This is a genomic window from Halococcus qingdaonensis (assembly GCF_024508235.1).
Classification (GTDB): domain Archaea; phylum Halobacteriota; class Halobacteria; order Halobacteriales; family Halococcaceae; genus Halococcus; species Halococcus qingdaonensis.
The window spans coordinates 309,103-326,620 of sequence record NZ_CP101943.1 but is presented as its reverse complement, the minus strand read 5'-3'; the positions used below and the strand labels follow the sequence as shown (position 1 = coordinate 326,620).

The following is a 17,518-nucleotide window of genomic DNA, read 5'->3' as shown; positions in this document are numbered from 1 at the left end:
CCTCTCTCCGTATGAGCGATGCGAGCGTCGACCCGGCGACGGTGGCCCACGTCGCCGACCTCGCGCGGGTCGACCTCGACGAGGACGAAGCCGAGGCGTTCGCCGCGCAGTTCGCCGACGTGCTCGACTACTTCGAGACGCTCGACGAGGTTCCGGAAATCGAGTCCGAGCCGGAGCTCGTCAACGTCCTGCGGACCGACGAGGCACGCGAAAGTCTCTCGCAGGACGAGGCGCTTCGAAACGCCCCCGAAACCGAGGACGGCTACTTCGAGGGGCCGCCGGTCGGATGAGCGACGCCTTCATCACCCGGACGGAGATCGACGGCGACGCCGACGGTCCGCTCGACGGCCAGCGGATCGCGGTCAAGGACAACATCAGCACGGACGGAACGCGAACGACCTGCGGCTCGGCGATGCTCGCCGAGTACGTCCCGCCCTACGACGCGACCGTGATCGAGCGCCTCAAGCGAGCGGGAGCGACGATCGTCGGGAAGACGAACATGGACGAGTTCGGGATGGGAACCACGACCGAGAGCTCACACTTCGGCCCGACGACGAACCCCGTCGACGAGGAGCGCGTGCCGGGTGGCTCCTCGGGCGGCAGTGCAGCCGCCGTCGCCGCCGGAGAGGCCGATCTCGCGCTCGGCACCGATACGGGTGGCTCGGTGCGCTGTCCGGCCGCCTTCTGCGGCGTCGTCGGCATCAAACCGACCTACGGGCTGGTCTCGCGGTACGGGCTCGTCGCCTACGCCAACTCGCTCGAACAGGTCGGCCCGCTCGCACCCACGGTTGAAGGGGCCGCTTCCCTGCTCGACATCATCGCCGGCCCGGACGAGCGCGACGCGACGACGCGCTCAGAGGGTGCGGACACGGACTACGCGAGTGCCGCCGACGGCGATATCGACGGGACGACGATCGGCGTTCTCACCGATCTCGTCGATGGGGCCGACGAGCGCGTCGCGGCGGTCTTCGAGGAGCGCATCGCGGAGCTCGAAGAGAGAGGGGCGGAGATCCGAGAGATCGAACTCGACTCGCTCACCCACGCCGTGCGGGCGTACTACGTCATCGCCATGTCCGAGGCCTCCTCGAACCTCGCGCGCTTCGACGGCGTCCGCTACGGGATCTCGGGCGGGTTCGACGGCGACTGGAACGACGCGTTCGCCCGAGCGCGCGAAGCGGGGTTCGGCTCCGAGGTGAAACGGCGGGTCCTGCTCGGCACCTACGCGCTATCGGCTGGCTATCACGACAAATACTACGAGAAGGCTCAGGACACGCGCGCGTGGATCAAGCAGGAGTTCGATGCCGCCTTCGAGCAAGCGGACGTCCTCGCATCGCCGACGATGCCCGTTCTGCCGCCGAAACTCGGCGAGAGTCCGGAAGACCCGCTCCAGCACTACCTCATGGACGCCAACACCGTCCCCGTGAACCTCGCCGACCTGCCGGCGATCTCGGTGCCGGCCGGCACTGCTGACGGTCTGCCCGTCGGCGCGCAGTTCGTCGGCCCGGCCTTCGGCGAGCGCGCCGTGATCCGGGCCGCGAGCGCGCTCGAGTAGCCCGCTTCTCGACCGACGGCCATCGTAATGTTCAGTAGCGTCGCCCCGTGAGAGTGAAGCATGGACGATACCGACGCCGATAGCAGCGTGAGTCGACGGGGCTTCCTCAGGACGGCTGCGGGAACGGCGGCCGTCGCGGGCGCGAGCGGGACGGCCGCGGCCCAGGAGGACTCAGGGGGATCGGGCGGTGGCTCGGCGAAAACGGTGAAAGTCGGTCCCGGAGGCTCGCTCTCGTTCGAGCCCGCCGAACTGACGATCGCGCCCGGCACGCCCGTGAAGTTCTCCTGGGAATCCGATGGTCACAACGTCCACCCCGACGACGGCGATTGGGGCCATCAGCCGATCGAGGACAAGGGGTTCAGCTTCACGACGCCACCGTTTCAGGAGACCGGCGAACACAGCTACGTCTGTGACCCGCACGCATCCGCCGGGATGGAAGGCACCATCATCGTTCAAGAGGGTGGTGGCAGTAGCGGCTCCTCCGAACCCGCGATCCCCGGGTTCGCCAAACAGCTCGGCGTCGCCGCGTCGACGTTCCTGCTCTCGACGCTCGGGCTCGCTTACTTCTTCATGCGCTACGGCGGCGATTTCGAAGGCAGCGCCGAGTAGCGCTGCCAGCGGCACTCGGTTGCAGTGATCGAGAGAGTCGTGAAAATCGCAGCGACGATACGCAAGTGTCGCTCAGCCGTCGTTCCGTTCGATCTCGAACAGAATCCGCTCGCCCTTGGCAGTGAGGCTGTAGATGGGCGTTTCGTTATCGACGAGCAGTTCGACCAGCCCGCGATCGCGGAGTGTATCGATCGCGGATCGGGTTTTGCTGACACTCAGATTGCCCGTGACGCCGTGCATGTCCTCGACGTTCGGCGGATCACGCGTGGCGATGTCGCTGGCGTTCGCCGGCCCGGTGACGAGCCGTTCGAGTACCGCCGTCCGTGTCGACGACCCCCCGGCGAACGCGGTCAGTTCCGCGTCGGCGTCGCTCTCCTCGTCCGTGATCTCGGTCGCTGTAGTAGTGCTCTCAGTTGTCGTGGTTTCGGTCCCGGTCGTCGTGTTCGTCGTTTCGGTCGCCGTTTCCGTGGTTTCGCTTGGCGTCTCCGTCGCCGTCCCTGTGGTTTCGGTCGCCGTCGCAGTACCGTTGGTCGTGGGCTCGCTCGTCGTAGTCGCTTGCGCCGTGCCGTTCTCCGTGGACTCGGTCGCCGTTCCCGTCGTTTCGCTCTCTGTGTCCGTCGTCTCGGTCGCCGTATCTGTGGTGTCGGTCGTTGGCATCTCGTTTCACACGCTCCGCTTATCGATGAAATGAATCGCCATCATATAAATATTCCTGCAGCCGACGGCTACTGGTAGTCGAGTTCGCCCTCGCCCTCGCCGACCCATCCGCCACGGTCGGGTTCGCGGGCTTCGAGCGGGTCGATGTCCTTGTACCACGGGACGTTCTTCAGCTCCTCTTTGTTGAGCGCGAACTCGTCTTTCGTGTCGGCGGTGAACTCGAAGTTCTGGGTCAGGAGGATCGCGTCGACGGGACAGACCTCCTCACAGAGCCGGCAGTAGATACACTGCCCGATGTGGAGGTTGTACTGCTCGCCGTTGCGCTGTTCGTCCATCACGATCTGGATGGTGTCGTTCGGGCAAACGTTCTCACACTGCCGACACCAGATACAGCGCTCCTGGCTGAACTTGTGGACCCCACGGAAACGGGGGCTGACCTCGGGTGCGGTATCGGGATACTCGACGGTGAACGTCGAGCCGTCGAGTGCGTGTCTCATCGTCGTCGCCATCGATTTGAGCAGTCCGATCATGGGTTTGTAGTTAGGCGATCACGCCCACGAGGATCGCCGTGAGCACGAGGTTGGCAAAGCTCATCACGAGCAGGCCCTTCCAACCGATCTCGATCATCTGGTCGATACGAACGCGCGGCATCGCCGAGCGCATCCACTGGGTGAACAGATACACCGCGAGGATCTTGATCACCATCCAGACGAGCCCCGGCAGGACCGGTCCGGCGGGGCCGCCGAGGAACAGCGTCGCGACGATCGCGCCGCCGAGGAAGATGTGGAGGAACTCGCCGAGATAGAGCAGCACGAAGTACGCGCCCGAATACTCGGTCATGTAGCCCGCCACCAGCTCGCCCGGCGCTTCGGGCGTATCGAACGGGTTGCGGCCGACTTCGGCGAGGTTCGCGATCAGGAACAGCACGAATGCGAACGGGTTGACGAACGCGAACCACGACGGGATCGTCAGCCCGCCGATCGTCAGCAGCGGCTGACTCTGAACGGCGACGACCTCGCTTAGCTTGAGCGTGCCGGTAAACAGGACGACCGACGCGCCCGTCACCACCAGCGGGATCTCGTAGGCGAGGTTCTGTGCGAGCGCGCGCAGCCCGCCGAGGAACGAGTACTTGTTGTTCGACGAGTAGCCGGACATCAGGAGTCCGAGCGAGGCAAGCGAGGAGGCCGCGAAGACGAACACGAAGCCCGTCTCCGGGTCGGCCAGCTGCAGCCCGCTGCCAAGCGGGATCACCGCGAAGCCCAACAGCGCCGAGAACGGGAGCACCATCGGCGCGATATCGAACGCCGGGCGGTCGACGGCGTCGGGAATGATGACTTCCTTCGAGAGCAGTCGCACCGCGTCGGCGACGATGATCAACAGGCCGAACGGACCGACCCGATTGACCGCGATCCGGTCGGTGAACGCGGCCGTGATCTTCCGCTTGCCCCAGATACCGCCGACCGCGGCGATCGTCAAGAAGAGCACGGCGATAAGCGTCGCGCCGACGATCGCGAACAGGAACTGCAGGCCGGGATCGGGGTTCGGCCCGAGGCCGAGCAGCCCGCTCAGGATCTCGGGGAACGTCTGTCCGCCGCCGGCCGCCGAGGCGTTCGTCGCGTTCGCCGCCCCGGAGCCGTTCGTGGCGTTGCCCGCCTGGAAGACGATCTCCGAAACGCTCATCGATCGACCTCACCGAGGACGATATCGAGGCTCGCGAGCGACGCGATCAGGTCCGGCACGTACTCGCCGACGGCGAGCTCCGGCAGCGTCTGCAGGTTCGAGAACGCCGGACTGCGGATCTTGAACCGGGCCGGCTTGTCGGTACCGTCGCTCCGGATGTAGATGCCGAGTTCACCCTTCGCGCCCTCGACGGCGCGGTAGATCTCCGCATCGTCGTCCGGACGGAGCGTCCGGGGCACGTTCGACTGGATCTCGCGGTCGTCTTCCGGCCAGTCTTCGAGCAGGTCGACACACTGGTCGATGATGCGTGCGGACTCCTCGACCTCCTGGAGCCGACAGAGCACGCGCGCGTAGTTGTCGCCCTCCTCGGCGGTCACGACGTCCCAGTCGAGTTCGGGGTAGTAGCCGTAGGGGTCGTCGCGCCGGATGTCGTAGTCGACGCCCGACGCGCGGGCGACGGGGCCGGTCGCACCGTACTGTTTGGCCGTCTCGGCGTCGAGCACGCCGGTGTTCGCACAGCGCAGCTGGAAGATCTCGTTCGAGGTCAGCAGGTCGTGGTACTCGTCGAGCTTGTGGGGGAGCCCGTCGAGGAAGTCCCGGATCTTCTCGAAGAAATCCTCGCGCGGTTCGGGCAGGTCCCACGCCACGCCACCGAGCCGGAGATAGTTGAACATCAGTCGCTGGCCCGTCAGATCTTCAAGGATGTTCTCGACGACCTCGCGGTCGCGGAACGCGTACATGAACGTCGCGGTGAACTCGCCGTAAACGTCGAGCGCGAACGTGCCGACCGCGAGCATGTGCGCGGCGATCCGGCAGAGCTCGGCGCTCATCGTCCGGATGACCTGTGCGTAGTCGGGTACGTCGAGGTCGGTCAGTTCCTCGGCGGTACGGGCGTACGCCCACTCGTTCAGGATACCGGCCGAGACGTAGTCCCAGCGATCGGGATAGGGCATGATCTCGTGGCGGTAGGTGCCCTGCTGTGCCATCTGCTCCTCACAGCGGTGGAGATAGCCGATGTCGGGCTCGACGTGGGCGACCTGCTCGCCGTCGAGCACCGTCTCGATGTGGAGCACGCCGTGTGTCGCCGGGTGGTGTGGGCCGATGTTCAGATACATCGTGTCCGCACCGGCATCGTGCTCGTCGTCTTCGAGCGGGTTGGCGTGCGCTTCGAGCGTGACGATCTGGGGCTTCTCCTGGTTGTAGTCGAGCCCCATCGGGTGGCCTTTCCACGTCTCGGGCAGGAGGATCCGACGCATGTCGGGATGGCCCTCGTACTGGATGCCGACCAGATCGTAGGCCTCGCGCTCGTGCCAGTCGGCGGTCCGGTAGACCGGCTCCGCGCTCTGGCTCACGGGGTTGTCCTTCGACGCCGGCACGACGACGGAGAGCTCCTGCGTGGGATCGACGTATTTCTTCAGGTTGTAGACCGTCTCGAAGCGGTTTTCGTACTCCTGGGCAGTGACGTTCGAGCAGTGATCGAAGCCTGCCTGATCACGCAGCGCGAACAGCACGTCCTGGACCTCGTCGGGCCGGATGGTGAAGGCCTCCGTGTGGTGGTGCTGTTCACGGCTCACCACGCTGTCGCCGAGCAGATCGGCGAGCGCGTCGTAGTCGAGTCCCTCTTCGGTGACGCCGACGGCGTCGGTTCGATCGGTCGGTCGTTCCAGACTCATGGCGAATCGTTCCAGTTGTACCGCATGACGAGCGTGTCCCGATCGATCTCGTCGGCGAGCTCGTCGACGAGCTCGTCGCGCTCCAGATCGCCGAACTGTTGGAGTTCGTACGGCTTGACCGTCACCGGAGCCGACTCACCTTCGGAGATGCGCTCCTGAAGCTTCGCGACGCCGTAGATGAGCGCTTCCGGTCGCGGCGGGCAGCCCGGCACGTGGATGTCGACCGGGATGACCTCCTCGGCACCCTTGACGACGTTGTATCCCTTCTGGAACGGGCCGCCCGAGATGGTACACGAGCCCATCGAGACGACGAACTTCGGTTCGGGCATCTGGTCGTAGACCCGCTTCATCCGCGGGGCGAACTTCGAGACGATGGTGCCCGGCACGATGATCACGTCGGCCTGTCGTGGCGACGCCCGGGGGACGCCGGAGCCGAAGCGATCGAGGTCGTGTTTCACCGCGTAGGTGTGCATCATCTCGATCGAACAGCAGGCGATGCCGAACTGGAGCATGAACATCGAGGAGCCACGCACCCAGTTCATGAACGAGTCGAACTTCGTGAGGATGAACGGCGAGGAGCCGAAGGCGTTTCTGAGCTTGGAGTTGAACCGGTTGTCCGTCCCGCCGCCCATCCGGGCCTCCTGAGTCGTCTGTGCGTCCGCGGTCTGAGGTTGATTGTCGCTACTCATTGTCGTGTCGTACTGTTCGAATTCTGGCTGTGGATCCACTGCACCGCGCCGTTACGCCACGCCCACGCGAGCCCGACGACGAGCACGCCGATGAAGATCAACATCGGCACGAGCGCCGCGGCCAGCCCCGCGCTCTGTACGGCGTCGCGGTAGATGACCGTCCACGGGAAAATGAGCACCGTCTCGATGTCGAAGACGAGGAACAACAGCGCGACCATGTAGTACTGGATGTTGAACCGGATGCGCGTGTTGCCCGTCGGGACCTCACCCGACTCGTAGACGGCCGCTTTTCCCTGTTCGGGCACGCTGGGTCGCAACAGGAACGATACGCCCAGCAACGAGAGCGGGACTGCGATGGCGACGAACGCCAGCGCCCCGACAGCTATCCATTCATTCATGTGCTTGGTTGCTCGTGGCGATGCTTTGGAGCGCACTCACATAAGGATTGATTCTTTCCGCCCGCGAGCGACCTGACACGCCGTTCAGTGGTCCTCACGGAACACCTCGATCCCCTGCTCGTGGAGCTCGCGCGAGATCGTCCCGACCCCGCTTTCGAGTTCCTCGTGATAGTCGATCAGACGCTCGGCAAGCTCATCGTGATCGCTCGCGAGCAGCTGGGCCGCCGACAGCCCGGCGTTGAACGACTTGCCCGCATCGACCGCGACGATCGGCGCGCCGGTCGGCATCCCGATGACCGAATCGACCGACTTCTCCTGTACCGGGACGCCGATGACGGGCACCGGAAAGGCGATCGAGGCGGTCATGTTCGGCAGATCGGCCGACTTGCCGCCCGCGCCCGCGATGATGACCGAGAGTCCGCGCTCGTGGGCTGTCTCCGCGTAGGCGTACATCAGATCGGGCGTCCGATGGGCCGACACCACGTAGCTCTCGTAGGAAAAGCGGCTCTCCACTCCCTCGCCCGTGTCCTCTTCGAAGCCGAGCTCCGAGAGCGCCTCGTAAGCCCCCGCCATCGTGTCGAGATCCGAATCCGACCCCATGACGATCCCCACATCGGGCGTCTCAGCCGACGGGCGATCCGTCGCTGCCTCGCTCCGTAGCTCGTCGATCAGATCGTCGATTTCCGTGCTCATGAGTCGAAGCTCCAGTGGTTACGCAGTTCGCGGGCGTCCGCGAGCAGTTCGTCGGGCTCGGTACGGGCGTCGGTGAGCGTGACGTGGCCCATCTTCCGGAGCGGGCGCGCCTCGCGCTTGCCGTACCAGTGGAGGTTCGCCGTCGGCGACGAGAGGATCGCATCGACGCCGTCGAGGGCGGCGGGTCGCGGCTCCGCGACGTCACCGAGCAGGTTCTTCGTCACCGTCCGGCCGCGCCGGTCGGTCGCGCCGAGCGGCCAGCCGAGCACGGCGCGGATGTGCTGTTCGAACTGCGAGGTCCGCGCGCCTTCGATCGTCCAGTGGCCCGAGTTGTGGGGACGGGGTGCGATCTCGTTGACAGAGATCTCGCCGTCGGTCTCGAACAGCTCGATGCCGAAGACGCCGCGCCCGGAGAGCAGATCGAGCACCTCGCGGGCGACGCTCTTGGCGCGCTCCCGGACGTCCTCGGGCACGCGCGCCGGCACGACCGTCTCGCGCAGGATCTCCTCCTCGTGGACGTTCTCGCCGGGCGTGAACACCCGCCGTTCGTCGTCGCCGCGAACGCCGATGACCGAGAGTTCGCGCTCGAAGGGGACGAACGCCTCGATCATCGCCTTTCCCTCGATCTGCTCGAAGGCTGCCTCGACACCGCCCGGCGATTCGATCGGAACGTTGCCGCGGCCGTCGTAGCCGCCCTCCCGTGCTTTGAGCATCGCCGGATAGCCGAGTTCCTGGAGCGCCTTCCTGAGTTCGGCCGTGTCGTCGACGGCGCGGAACTCGGGCACCGGGATCCCGGCCTCGCGGAGATGGCGCTTCTGGACGAGTTTGTCCTGGATCATCCGGAGCGTATCGGGGGCGGGATGCACGGGGACGTCGTGGGCCTCGCTCGCGCGTTCGAGCGCGTCGGGATCGGCGAGTTCGATCTCGTAGGTCAACACGTCCGCGCGTGCAGCGAGGGCATCGATCGTGTCGGGGTCGTCGAAATCGCCGTGCAGCGTGTCGGTCACGACCGGTGCGGCCGGCGGCTCCGGCGTCGGATCGCTCGCGACGACGTCGACGCCGATGGGTGCAGCGGCCTCGCCGAGCATCCGCCCGAGCTGGCCGCCACCGACCACTCCCACGACCGGTCCGTCTGTGGTGAGTTGCATATCCGGCGGTTTCCGACTCGCGCGCTTAAGCGTTGTTTACTGGGTCGCGTTCCTCGGCAGCCGGCTCTCGTCGACGAAAAACGTCGTGTTGGTCTTCGCCGTGTCCTGGGTCCGGAGCACGTACGCCCGCTCGTCGTAGCCCTCCAGATTGGCCGCGAGGAACTCGCTGTCGGTAGTCAGCCCGATCACGACCGGTGGACTGCTTTCGTTCACGCGCTGCTCGAAGCCCGATGGCTCCGTCGCACACGAGACGTTCATATTGTGTGCTTCGATATACCAGGGTAACGGGAGGATGTTGAACCAGTCGGAGCATTTCGGTTCCCGGCTTCCAGGCGAATCGGCGACGAGGTGATCGCCGTAGAGCAACACGTCCGGTCCTCGATTGTTCGCGCTCAGGGCGACCATCTCCTCGATCGTCGGGCGGAGGTCGTCGGCGGGCTGGGCGTACTGGACGAGCGCGTTCGATTCCGACTGGTCGTCGAGATAGACGTTCCCGATCCCGACGTAGCCGACTTGGCCGACGACGAGCAGGGCGATGACGAGCGCTGCGGCGACTCCGGGACGGTCGTCGTTGGCGAGCGCCGCTTTCCCCCGTGTGTAGAGCACACCCGTGCCGACCGCCGCCGGTAGCATGAGGAAGACGACGGCGTGGACGGTCGCCCACGGAGCCATGATATCGGTGATGATGGGATAGCCGAGAACGCTCACGAACCCGGAGTAGAAGGCGAACGCGACGAGATCGCGCGGGCGCTCGCCGGAGTAACGGTCGGTGAGGAAGCCGATGACCGCGAGCACGACGAGCGCGCCCGATCCAACGACGAGCGTCTCGACGAGATCGCCGAGATAGGGCAGGTAGGCGTGGCTCTGGCTATCGCCGTTGATCCACTGGGAGACGAAGGCGTTCCACGAGCCGAGCGTCGCCTCGCCGATCACTGCCGGTAGTGCCGTCGGATCGGAAAGGAGCGTGTCGAATCCCGGCGTCTCGCCGTTCGTCCGTGGTGCGTAGAAGCACACGACGATGACGAGGAATTCGACGACGGCGAGGAGCAGGTGGGGGACCCACATGCGCAGAGTCGAGCCGAATGCCTCGATGCGCTCACGCGTGGCTTCGCGGTCGAACGAGAGATCGCGGTCGGCGAGCGGTCGGCGATCGAGGAGTAGTCGACGGTCGACGAGCAGGGCGAGCGCGCCAAGCCACGTCACGAGGTAGACGAGGACGTTTTCCTTCGTCGTAAAAGCGAGCGCGAGCGCGACGATGCCCGCGTGGACGTACCGGGGGCGGCGACTGTCGAGCGCACGAACGAAAAAGCCGAGCGCGAACAGCATGAACGCCGCCAACGGCAGGTCGCTGCGCATGAACCGCGAGTAGTAGAGCAAGATGGGATCGACGGCGAGAAACAGGGCGAATGCAACCGTCTCGACATCGGAGAGTCGCTTTCGGAAGAGCAGCGCCGCGAGCGGCAGCGCCGCCCCGAGCAGCGCGACCACCAGCCGCATCGTGAAGTCGTTCGCGCCGAACAGTTCGAAGACGACCCGATTGACCTGCTGAAGAAATGGCCCGTGGATGATCGGTTGGTATTCGAAAGCCCCAGTGTTGGCGTAATCCAGGATCCAGTAGGCGACGCGTGCCTCGTCCCAGTGGGCGATGCGATCGCCGAGCAGGAGGATGCGGGCGACGAGTGCGAACAGCGCGATGGCGACGACGGCGAGCGTGACGCGGCGGCCGCGCCCGGCACTGCCGTCGGTCGATGCCATACGGGTGAGGGTGTCGGGGCGGTTAGGAGCGTTTCGTTTGTGCTCGCGGAGCGGTAGGCCTTTGACGTGCGCTCTGCATCCGCACGTATGCCCAGTTTGGGATTGGTGGTCGCGCAGTTCTACGGGGAACTGGCGGCCGAAATGGAGCAGCACGCACGCGACGCCGCCGCCGAGCACGGCGCGGAGATCGCCGAGACCATCCCGGTGCCCGGCGCGTACGACACGCCGCTGGCGGCCGATCGCCTCGCGCGCCGGGACGGCATCGACGCCGTTGCGGCCCTCGGCGCGATCGTTTCTGGAGATACGGACCACGATCAGGTAATCGCTGGCGCGGCCGCACAGGGGCTGACCGACGTGAGCCTTGACCGCGACAAACCCGTGGCCTTCGGCGTTCTCGGACCCGGAATGAGCGGTGCCGAAGCACGCGAGCGCGTCGACTACGGTGCGCGTGCCGTCGAGAGCGCACTCGACCAGCTGGAGGCGCTCGCATGAAGTTTACAGACCGAGTCGAGCGCGTCGAGCCGAGCGCGACGCTCGCGATCAGCACGCTCGCTGGTGAGCTCGAAGCCGAGGGCGCGGACGTAGTCGATCTGAGCGTCGGCGAACCCGACTTCCCCACGCCCGAGAACATCATCGAAGCCGCGAAGGACGCGATGGACGCCGGCCACACGGGCTACACCGCCTCCAACGGCATCGTCGAGCTCCGGGAGGCGATCGCCGCGAAGCTCGACGACGACGGGCTCGACTACTCGTCCGAGGAAATCATCGTCACGCCGGGCGGCAAGCAGGCCCTCTACGAGACGTTCCAGACGCTGATCGAGGACGGCGACGAGGTCTGCCTGCTCGATCCCGCGTGGGTCTCCTACGAGGCGATGGCGAAACTCGCCGGCGGCTCGCTTTCCCGTGTGGACCTCGCGACCCACGACTTCCAGCTCGAACCCGCACTCGACGAACTCGCCGAGAGCGTTTCGGACGAGACGGAGCTCCTGGTGGTGAACTCGCCGTCGAACCCCACCGGTGCCGTCTACTCGGACGCGGCACTCGAAGGCGTCCGCGATCTCGCGGTCGAACACGACATCACCGTGATCTCCGACGAGATCTACAAGGAGATCACCTACGGCGTCGAGCCGACGAGTTTGGGCACCCTGGACGGGATGGGCGATCGCACGGTCACGATCAACGGCTTCTCGAAGGCCTACTCGATGACCGGCTGGCGGCTCGGCTATCTCGCCGCGCCCCAGGAGATGGTCGACCAGAGCAGCAAGCTCCAGTCGCACTCGGTCTCCTCGGCGACGAACTTCGTCCAGCACGCCGGCATCGAGGCGCTCGAAAACACCGACGAAACGGTCGTCGAGATGACCGAGGCCTTCGAGGAACGGCGTGATCTGCTGGCCGACCTGTTGGCCGACCACGGCATTGAGGTCTCGAAACCCGGGGGAGCCTTCTACATGATGGTGCCGGTGGCCGAGGACGATCAGGAGTGGTGTGAGAACGCCATTGAGGACGCCCACGTCGCGACGGTCCCCGGGAGCGCGTTCGGCACGCCGGGCTACGCACGGATCTCCTACGCGAACAGCCAGGAGCGGATCCGCGAGGCGGTCGATCGGCTCGCCGACGCGGACCTGCTCTAACGGAGGACGGTTTTTTAGTCAGTCGCCCGGCGTCGGCGTCGCGCTCGGTGCGGGTTCGGTCCGGTAGAGCAGGACGAACACGCCCGTCGAGAGCACGATGAAGCCCGCGGCGGTGAAGAAGGCGGTGAACACCGAGGCGGCGTCCCAGAGCGCGCCGACGGTGAGCGGGCCGACCACCTCGCCGACCTTCCAGACGACCGAGCGCAGCGAGAGACTCGCGGCGACGGCGTCGAAGCGCTCGCCCTCCTCGACGAATAGCGCCATGCTCGCGGGCAGGCGGAGGCTGTCGGCGACGCCGATGACCGCGTAGGCCGCGAAGAGGACGAAGAAGGCGGGCTGGAGCGTCACCGATCCGCCAAACGCCGACAGCGAGACTGCCGGGAGGAATCCGGCGGCGCTATCGGCGAAGGGGACCATCGCCGTCCCGAGCGCGTAGGTGAGCGCGCCCGCGATGACGAACTGGTGTTTGTGACCCACCCGGTCGGTGTAGCTGCCGACCACCCCTTGGAGGAGTGATTTCGTGAGCTTCCCGCCGGCGAGGATACCGCCGACCATCAGCGGGTTCATGCCGAACTCGGTGTGGGCGTAGATCGGGAGGAAGATGATGACGGCCATCTTCCCGAAGCCGAAGCCGAGGCGGAAGACGACGAGCGCGCGCACCGCCGCCCGGTCCAAGAGTGTGCGCAGCGTCTCGATGCCCGTCGCTTCCTCGGGATCGGTCGTCCCACCGGGATTGTCACGGAGGAAGGCGAGCACGGCGAGCGTCGCCAGGATCGTCACCAGCGAGAGCACCGCGTAGGTGAGCGTGAAGCCGTAGGCGAAGAGGAGGAAGCCGCCGACGAGGTCGCCCGCGAGGCTTGAAAACGCCGTCACCTGGTTGTAGGTGCCAAGCCAGCGCCCGCGCTCGTCGCCGGGGCTGAGTTCGCCGACGACCGCCGAGCCCGTAATCCAGAGCACGCTCGCGCCGGCCCCCTGGAGAATGCGGACGAGGATGACGTCGGTAGCGCTGCCGACGAGCGCGAACCCGACGAAGGCGAGGACGTTGATTCCCAACCCAACGACGAGAAAGCGCTTGGCGTTGTGCGTGTCGACGGCGCGACCGAGCGGCAGGACGATGAGCAACTGGGCGAGCGCGAAGGCCGTGCCGAACAGGCCCTCGACGGTCCCGGTGGTGCCGAAGATATCGGCGTACAGTCCGAGTGCGATCAGGATGGTCGAGAACGCCTGCGAGCGGGCGAAGGCGGTGCTGGCGAGGGCGACGAACTCACGGTTTTTGAAGAGGCCCAGCGAGCCTCCGGCTGCTTCCGACACTGCTAGAACGGTCGCCGTGAAGCTTCAAAAAGCCATCCGTTCGAACCCTCTGCGGACAGTTTTGTCATGCAAATAAAACACACGGAAAGCCGCCGCTGACGGCCACTGTGGGTGATTTGTGGCCTGCGGCTGCGATGCGGTTGCGGTGCGGCTACGGTGGCGGAGCGGTTGTGGTGCGGTCCTGGTGGATGAAGGGCGAGGGGGCGAGCGAGCGGAGTGAGCGCGCCCCGAGGGCTTCGGCGGTTGCGGTGCTGTGGTGGGAAGTGTCCGCGCGAGCGTAGCGAGCGCGGTTCGCCGCGAGTGAGCGGAGCGAACAAGCGGGAGTTTTTAGTCCAGGTTTTTGGACGGGGGTTGAGCGCCGCGAGGCGGCTCCGCCGCCTCGGTCCGTGCGAGCGGGCCTACGGCCCGCGAGCAGACGCCGTAGGCGCGCGATGCCCCCGTCTAAAAAAGTGGAAGTGCGGGTTTTAGAGTTCGACGCGTTCGACGAGCTGTTTGTCGGGCTCGCGGGTCGTGACGGCGACGATGCGGACGTCGTCTTCGAGCCCTGAATCAGTGAGTTTCGCCATGAGCAGGCTGTCGACCTGATAGATGCCGGCGGCGTCGGTCATCTCGATCTCGACGACGACGGGGACGTCGTCACCCGCTCTGAGGCTTAGCTCGCGGATGGCCTGACTGGAGACGGTGTTGATTCCGCGCCCGCCCTGTTCGTACGGGCGGCGCGAGCGACCGTGTTCCATGTCGAGAGCGTCGGAGATTCTGACGACGCCGGCTTCGAGCGTGAGCGGCATCTCGGCGGTATGATGACAGAGGATCGCGTGGAGCACCTCACCTTTGAGTCGGACGCGTTCCTCGACGTCGTACCATCCGAACTCGGGGAGGAGGCGGTCGAGCACGTCGGCGGCGAGCGGGATCGAGTAGTAGGGGTGATCGGTCCGGTGGACGACGTGGCCGATGTCGTGTAGCGTCGCAGCCAGCGCGATGATCACCGACTCGTCGGCCTCGGCGAGTCCCTGATCGCCCGCACCGTTGAACGTGACGCCGCCGGCTTTCAGTAGGTCGTAGAGACAGAGCGCGCGGTTGCGGACGATCGAGATGTGTTTCGACCCGTGATCGTTGTAGCGCTTTCTCGTGACCGGGTTCACGTTCTGGGCGTCGAGATAGGCCTGAATCTCGGCGTCGTTCTCGACCGTTTCGAGCACTTCGTTGAGTCGTTCGTCGGGAAACGCGTGTTCGATATCGGGATCGTACACTCGGTCCTTGCGGACGCTATCGGTGTCGCTCATGGAACGGACTAGGTGGCCGCCGGGAAAACCGATTGGGTTCGCTCAGTTCAGGCTGCGTTGCGGGCTGCGCTCACGACTTCGTCGTAGTCCGGTTCGACGCCGGGATCGTCGGAGCGCCACGCGTAGGTGATCTCGCCGTCACCGTCGACGACGAACACCGCGCGCTGGGCGACCTCGTCGATGCCCAGTTCGTCGAAGCTCATCGTCGCGTCGTAGGCGTCGACGATCTCGTGGTTCGCGTCGCTGATGAGATCGTATTCCAGATCGTTCTCCTCACGGAAGGCATTGAGCGCGAACGGCGAATCGACGCTGATACCGTAGATCCGCGCGCCGGCGTCTGCGAAGTCGCCGAGACGTTCCTGAAACGTGCGCATCTCGCCGGTGCAGACGCTCGAAAACGCGCCGGGGAAAAAGGCGAGCACGAGCGGCGCGTCGTCGAGGCGTTCCGAGAGCGTGAACGTCTCGCCGAGATCGCCGTTCGCGAGCGGTGCGGTGAACGCCGGTGCCGAGTCGCCATCGGAGAGCATCGTACCCACCGGTCGGTGCCGCCCGCGCAAGACTGTTGTGCCCGATTCGGGGAGACCGGACGGCCGGACAGTCGGGCGGTCGGCGAACGCATGCCTGCTCGCCCACAGCGGTCATTTCGGTGAGCAAAAGGCCTATAATGGATAGTTCGTAAGCTACAGCCACAATGATGGGATTATCGCTGCTGCAGATCCCGGGTATTCCCGGCGGACCGGAGGTGTTGATCATCCTCGTGATCATCGTCCTCCTGTTCGGCGCGAACAAGATTCCCCAGCTCGCTGGCGCGCTCGGTCAGGCCCGCGGCGAGTTCGACAAGGGACGGCAGGAAATCGAGGAGGAACTCGACGAGATGCAGGAGGGCGACGCCGAGGGCGGCTCGGGCGCTAGTGAAACGACCACCACGACCGACGCCGACGCGACCGACACACAGACCGACACCGTCGATCACAACCCGCCCGAAGTCGAAGAGCGCAACACCGAAGTCGAAAGTAACCAATAACGCAACGGTTTTTCGATCCGCCGCCCCAGACCTCGCCGGGGCGTGTGGCCTAGCGGATAGGGCGAGAGGTTCCTAACCTCTAGACCGCGGGTTCGAATCCCGTCACGCCCGAATAGTACCTTTTTACTGCGTCGGGTGCGCTCGCCTACGGCTCGCGCACCACTCCTTGCAAAAAGCTACGCTAAAAACTCCCCGCTCGCTCGGCCTCCGGCCTCGCTCACGGTGAACCGCGCTCGTTCCACTCGCGCGGATACTCTCACGCCACAGCACCGCAGAAGCCCTCGCATCCCATCGGGATGCTCGCCCTTCATCCACCAGGACCGCACCGCAGCCGCCGCGACTGCGACCGCACCGCCGTCGTAGGTCACTCGGCGACTGCAGGGAACAGCTCGTCGAGGTCGGGCTCGCTGTCGAGCAGCCGGTAGCCGTCGTCGGTCGGCTCGGTCACATCGTGGGCGCTGAGATGTTCCAGATGGGCGTAGGCTTCGCCCGGCCCGTGGAGGATATGGATCGCCGAGAGATCGCCGAACAGGTGTGCGCTCACGGTCCATGCGGATGCCGGTCCGTGCTCGCGCAGTACGTCGAGGACGTTGCTGGTTCGCTCACGATGGTGGACGATGATCTCGCGAGCGCGACCGGCGGGATCGTCGATGGGATCGCGATGGCCGGGCCACGCGCGGGCGAACCCCGCGTCGACGATGCTGGAAAGCGTGTCGAGATACTGCGCAAGCGGGCGCTCGACGCGCACGTCGGCCCCGCCGACGTTCGGCGTGTAATGGGGGAGCAACGCATCCCCAGAGAACAGTTCACGACCGTCGGTGCCGTCGAAGGCAAAGCCCGCGAGCCCGGCGGCGTGGCCCGGCAGATGCAGCGCTTCGAGGGGTCCCTCGGGTGTGTCGAAGCGCGCGCCGTCCTCGAACGGCTCGACGGTCGGCGGCGTTCCCTGCAGACTCCCGTCGAGAAAGCCGAGCAGTTCCTCTCGTGGCTCGGCGGGCAGTCCCCACTCGTCCAGTAATGTCCGCTGGCGATCGTCCATCGCGTCCCACGCGCTCTCCTCGCCGCCGATGAGCGGTGCGTCGGCGGCGTGGGCACGAACCGTCGCGCCGCTCTCGTCTTGGAGTTCGCCCGCCAGCCCCGCGTGATCGCCGTGCCAGTGGGTGAGCAGGATCTGCTCGATATCCGCGATCGCCACGCCCGCGTCGGCGAGCCCTTCGTCCAACTGCGCGCGCGTCTCGACTGTCGCCACGCCGGTATCGATCAGCGTCGGCGCGTCCGACCCCGCACCGAGGACGTAGACGTTGTTCAATCCCTCGAAGACGGTGTTTTCGAGCGTGATGCGCTCCATCTACCGGTACTCACCGTACATACCACGACCAGCGGGCTGACGATACATACCACTCGCGGTCGGCGAACGC

19 protein-coding genes and 1 tRNA gene are annotated in these 17,518 nt (G+C 65.9%); 7 read left to right on the top strand and 13 right to left on the bottom strand.

Translation table 11 applies throughout. From position 1 onward, the window contains the following. Positions 1–11: 11 nt before the first annotated feature. Genes gatC through NO363_RS01645 form a run of 3 tightly spaced genes read left to right on the top strand, consistent with a single transcriptional unit; the run spans position 12 to position 2,161 of the window. Positions 12–290 (top strand): Asp-tRNA(Asn)/Glu-tRNA(Gln) amidotransferase subunit GatC, encoded by a 279-nt coding sequence (gene gatC, locus NO363_RS01655; protein WP_256686384.1) that lies wholly within the window; start codon positions 12–14, stop codon positions 288–290. After that, on the top strand, positions 287–1,552 hold the full coding sequence (gatA, locus tag NO363_RS01650; protein ID WP_256686383.1) for an Asp-tRNA(Asn)/Glu-tRNA(Gln) amidotransferase subunit GatA: 1,266 nt from the start codon (positions 287–289) through the stop codon (positions 1,550–1,552). Before gatC ends, gatA begins: the two co-directional genes overlap by 4 nt. 60 nt (positions 1,553–1,612) lie before the next feature. Then, the gene (locus tag NO363_RS01645) at positions 1,613–2,161 is read left to right on the top strand and encodes a plastocyanin/azurin family copper-binding protein (protein WP_256686382.1); all 549 of its coding nucleotides are present in this window, start codon (positions 1,613–1,615) and stop codon (positions 2,159–2,161) included. Between the two features lie 72 nt (positions 2,162–2,233). On the opposite strand, the gene NO363_RS01640 is transcribed toward NO363_RS01645, so the two are convergent. The 9 genes from NO363_RS01640 to NO363_RS01600 form a co-directional block, all read right to left on the bottom strand. Continuing rightward, positions 2,234–2,818 carry a helix-turn-helix domain-containing protein gene (locus tag NO363_RS01640; protein ID WP_256686380.1) on the bottom strand — a complete coding sequence of 195 codons (585 nt, stop codon included), beginning with the start codon at positions 2,816–2,818 and terminating at the stop codon, positions 2,234–2,236. Between the two features lie 68 nt (positions 2,819–2,886). Next, positions 2,887–3,348 carry a NuoI/complex I 23 kDa subunit family protein gene (locus NO363_RS01635; protein WP_007739051.1) on the bottom strand — a complete coding sequence of 154 codons (462 nt, stop codon included), beginning with the start codon at positions 3,346–3,348 and terminating at the stop codon, positions 2,887–2,889. 10 nt (positions 3,349–3,358) lie between these two features. Then, the gene (locus tag NO363_RS01630; RefSeq protein WP_007739050.1) at positions 3,359–4,498 is read right to left on the bottom strand and encodes a complex I subunit 1/NuoH family protein; all 1,140 of its coding nucleotides are present in this window, start codon (positions 4,496–4,498) and stop codon (positions 3,359–3,361) included. Beyond that, entirely contained in the window at positions 4,495–6,171 is a 1,677-nt protein-coding gene (locus tag NO363_RS01625) for an NADH-quinone oxidoreductase subunit D (RefSeq protein WP_256686376.1), read from the bottom strand. Before NO363_RS01625 ends, NO363_RS01630 begins: the two co-directional genes overlap by 4 nt. Next, on the bottom strand, positions 6,168–6,860 hold the full coding sequence (locus NO363_RS01620; RefSeq protein WP_007739048.1) for an NADH-quinone oxidoreductase subunit B: 693 nt from the start codon (positions 6,858–6,860) through the stop codon (positions 6,168–6,170). The genes NO363_RS01625 and NO363_RS01620 overlap by 4 nt, the downstream gene beginning before the upstream one ends. After that, a complete protein-coding gene (locus NO363_RS01615) occupies positions 6,857–7,258 on the bottom strand; it encodes an NADH-quinone oxidoreductase subunit A (RefSeq protein ID WP_256686373.1) in 402 nt (133 codons plus the stop codon). The genes NO363_RS01620 and NO363_RS01615 overlap by 4 nt, the downstream gene beginning before the upstream one ends. Before the next feature lie 84 nt (positions 7,259–7,342). After that, positions 7,343–7,951 carry a 5-(carboxyamino)imidazole ribonucleotide mutase gene (purE, locus tag NO363_RS01610; protein ID WP_256686371.1) on the bottom strand — a complete coding sequence of 203 codons (609 nt, stop codon included), beginning with the start codon at positions 7,949–7,951 and terminating at the stop codon, positions 7,343–7,345. Continuing rightward, positions 7,948–9,099 (bottom strand): 5-(carboxyamino)imidazole ribonucleotide synthase, encoded by a 1,152-nt coding sequence (locus tag NO363_RS01605; protein WP_256686370.1) that lies wholly within the window; start codon positions 9,097–9,099, stop codon positions 7,948–7,950. The genes purE and NO363_RS01605 overlap by 4 nt, the downstream gene beginning before the upstream one ends. A gap of 36 nt (positions 9,100–9,135) precedes the next feature. Beyond that, positions 9,136–10,854 carry a flippase activity-associated protein Agl23 gene (locus NO363_RS01600; RefSeq protein WP_256686369.1) on the bottom strand — a complete coding sequence of 573 codons (1,719 nt, stop codon included), beginning with the start codon at positions 10,852–10,854 and terminating at the stop codon, positions 9,136–9,138. Positions 10,855–10,941: 87 nt separating this feature from the next. Between NO363_RS01600 and ribH the strand changes: the two genes are divergently transcribed. Together ribH and NO363_RS01590 are read left to right on the top strand one after the other, a co-directional pair. Beyond that, positions 10,942–11,346: a 6,7-dimethyl-8-ribityllumazine synthase gene (gene ribH, locus NO363_RS01595; RefSeq protein WP_256686368.1), complete on the top strand. Its 405-nt coding sequence runs from the start codon at positions 10,942–10,944 to the stop codon at positions 11,344–11,346. Beyond that, positions 11,343–12,485 (top strand): pyridoxal phosphate-dependent aminotransferase, encoded by a 1,143-nt coding sequence (locus tag NO363_RS01590; RefSeq protein WP_256686367.1) that lies wholly within the window; start codon positions 11,343–11,345, stop codon positions 12,483–12,485. Before ribH ends, NO363_RS01590 begins: the two co-directional genes overlap by 4 nt. An 18-nt stretch (positions 12,486–12,503) precedes the next feature. On the opposite strand, the gene NO363_RS01585 is transcribed toward NO363_RS01590, so the two are convergent. The 3 genes from NO363_RS01585 to NO363_RS01575 all read right to left on the bottom strand — a co-directional run bounded on the left by NO363_RS01585 (position 12,504) and on the right by NO363_RS01575 (position 15,606). Beyond that, complete coding sequence (locus NO363_RS01585) at positions 12,504–13,796, bottom strand: MFS transporter (protein WP_256686366.1); 1,293 nt, start codon at positions 13,794–13,796, stop codon at positions 12,504–12,506. Between the two features lie 464 nt (positions 13,797–14,260). Continuing rightward, positions 14,261–15,079 (bottom strand): HD domain-containing protein, encoded by an 819-nt coding sequence (locus NO363_RS01580; RefSeq protein ID WP_256686365.1) that lies wholly within the window; start codon positions 15,077–15,079, stop codon positions 14,261–14,263. 47 nt (positions 15,080–15,126) lie between these two features. Then, entirely contained in the window at positions 15,127–15,606 is a 480-nt protein-coding gene (locus NO363_RS01575) for a redoxin domain-containing protein (protein ID WP_256686364.1), read from the bottom strand. A 164-nt stretch (positions 15,607–15,770) separates the two neighbouring features. Between NO363_RS01575 and tatA the strand changes: the two genes are divergently transcribed. Together tatA and NO363_RS01565 are read left to right on the top strand one after the other, a co-directional pair. Beyond that, complete coding sequence (tatA, locus tag NO363_RS01570; protein WP_306169492.1) at positions 15,771–16,103, top strand: twin-arginine translocase TatA/TatE family subunit; 333 nt, start codon at positions 15,771–15,773, stop codon at positions 16,101–16,103. A 38-nt stretch (positions 16,104–16,141) separates the two neighbouring features. Further along, positions 16,142–16,214, top strand: a tRNA-Arg gene (locus NO363_RS01565). Positions 16,215–16,467: 253 nt separating this feature from the next. Here the strand turns inward: NO363_RS01565 and NO363_RS01560 are convergent. After that, positions 16,468–17,448 carry an MBL fold metallo-hydrolase gene (locus NO363_RS01560; RefSeq protein ID WP_256686363.1) on the bottom strand — a complete coding sequence of 327 codons (981 nt, stop codon included), beginning with the start codon at positions 17,446–17,448 and terminating at the stop codon, positions 16,468–16,470. Positions 17,449–17,518: the final 70 nt, after the last annotated feature.

What these genes read in the sequence shown, in the direction of transcription:
- NO363_RS01615 (WP_256686373.1), bottom strand. Translation starts at nt 7,258, where the DNA reads ATGAATGAATGGATAGCTGTCGGGGCGCTGGCGTTCGTCGCCATCGCA.
- ribH (WP_256686368.1), top strand. Translation starts at nt 10,942, where the DNA reads ATGCCCAGTTTGGGATTGGTGGTCGCGCAGTTCTACGGGGAACTGGCG.
- NO363_RS01645 (WP_256686382.1), top strand. Translation starts at nt 1,613, where the DNA reads ATGGACGATACCGACGCCGATAGCAGCGTGAGTCGACGGGGCTTCCTC.
- NO363_RS01640 (WP_256686380.1), bottom strand. Translation starts at nt 2,818, where the DNA reads ATGCCAACGACCGACACCACAGATACGGCGACCGAGACGACGGACACA.
- NO363_RS01630 (WP_007739050.1), bottom strand. Translation starts at nt 4,498, where the DNA reads ATGAGCGTTTCGGAGATCGTCTTCCAGGCGGGCAACGCCACGAACGGC.
- NO363_RS01575 (WP_256686364.1), bottom strand. Translation starts at nt 15,606, where the DNA reads ATGCTCTCCGATGGCGACTCGGCACCGGCGTTCACCGCACCGCTCGCG.
- purE (WP_256686371.1), bottom strand. Translation starts at nt 7,951, where the DNA reads ATGAGCACGGAAATCGACGATCTGATCGACGAGCTACGGAGCGAGGCA.
- NO363_RS01560 (WP_256686363.1), bottom strand. Translation starts at nt 17,448, where the DNA reads ATGGAGCGCATCACGCTCGAAAACACCGTCTTCGAGGGATTGAACAAC.
- NO363_RS01580 (WP_256686365.1), bottom strand. Translation starts at nt 15,079, where the DNA reads ATGAGCGACACCGATAGCGTCCGCAAGGACCGAGTGTACGATCCCGAT.
- gatA (WP_256686383.1), top strand. Translation starts at nt 287, where the DNA reads ATGAGCGACGCCTTCATCACCCGGACGGAGATCGACGGCGACGCCGAC.
- gatC (WP_256686384.1), top strand. Translation starts at nt 12, where the DNA reads ATGAGCGATGCGAGCGTCGACCCGGCGACGGTGGCCCACGTCGCCGAC.
- NO363_RS01590 (WP_256686367.1), top strand. Translation starts at nt 11,343, where the DNA reads ATGAAGTTTACAGACCGAGTCGAGCGCGTCGAGCCGAGCGCGACGCTC.
- tatA (WP_306169492.1), top strand. Translation starts at nt 15,771, where the DNA reads ATGATGGGATTATCGCTGCTGCAGATCCCGGGTATTCCCGGCGGACCG.
- NO363_RS01605 (WP_256686370.1), bottom strand. Translation starts at nt 9,099, where the DNA reads ATGCAACTCACCACAGACGGACCGGTCGTGGGAGTGGTCGGTGGCGGC.
- NO363_RS01625 (WP_256686376.1), bottom strand. Translation starts at nt 6,171, where the DNA reads ATGAGTCTGGAACGACCGACCGATCGAACCGACGCCGTCGGCGTCACC.
- NO363_RS01620 (WP_007739048.1), bottom strand. Translation starts at nt 6,860, where the DNA reads ATGAGTAGCGACAATCAACCTCAGACCGCGGACGCACAGACGACTCAG.
- NO363_RS01600 (WP_256686369.1), bottom strand. Translation starts at nt 10,854, where the DNA reads ATGGCATCGACCGACGGCAGTGCCGGGCGCGGCCGCCGCGTCACGCTC.
- NO363_RS01635 (WP_007739051.1), bottom strand. Translation starts at nt 3,348, where the DNA reads ATGATCGGACTGCTCAAATCGATGGCGACGACGATGAGACACGCACTC.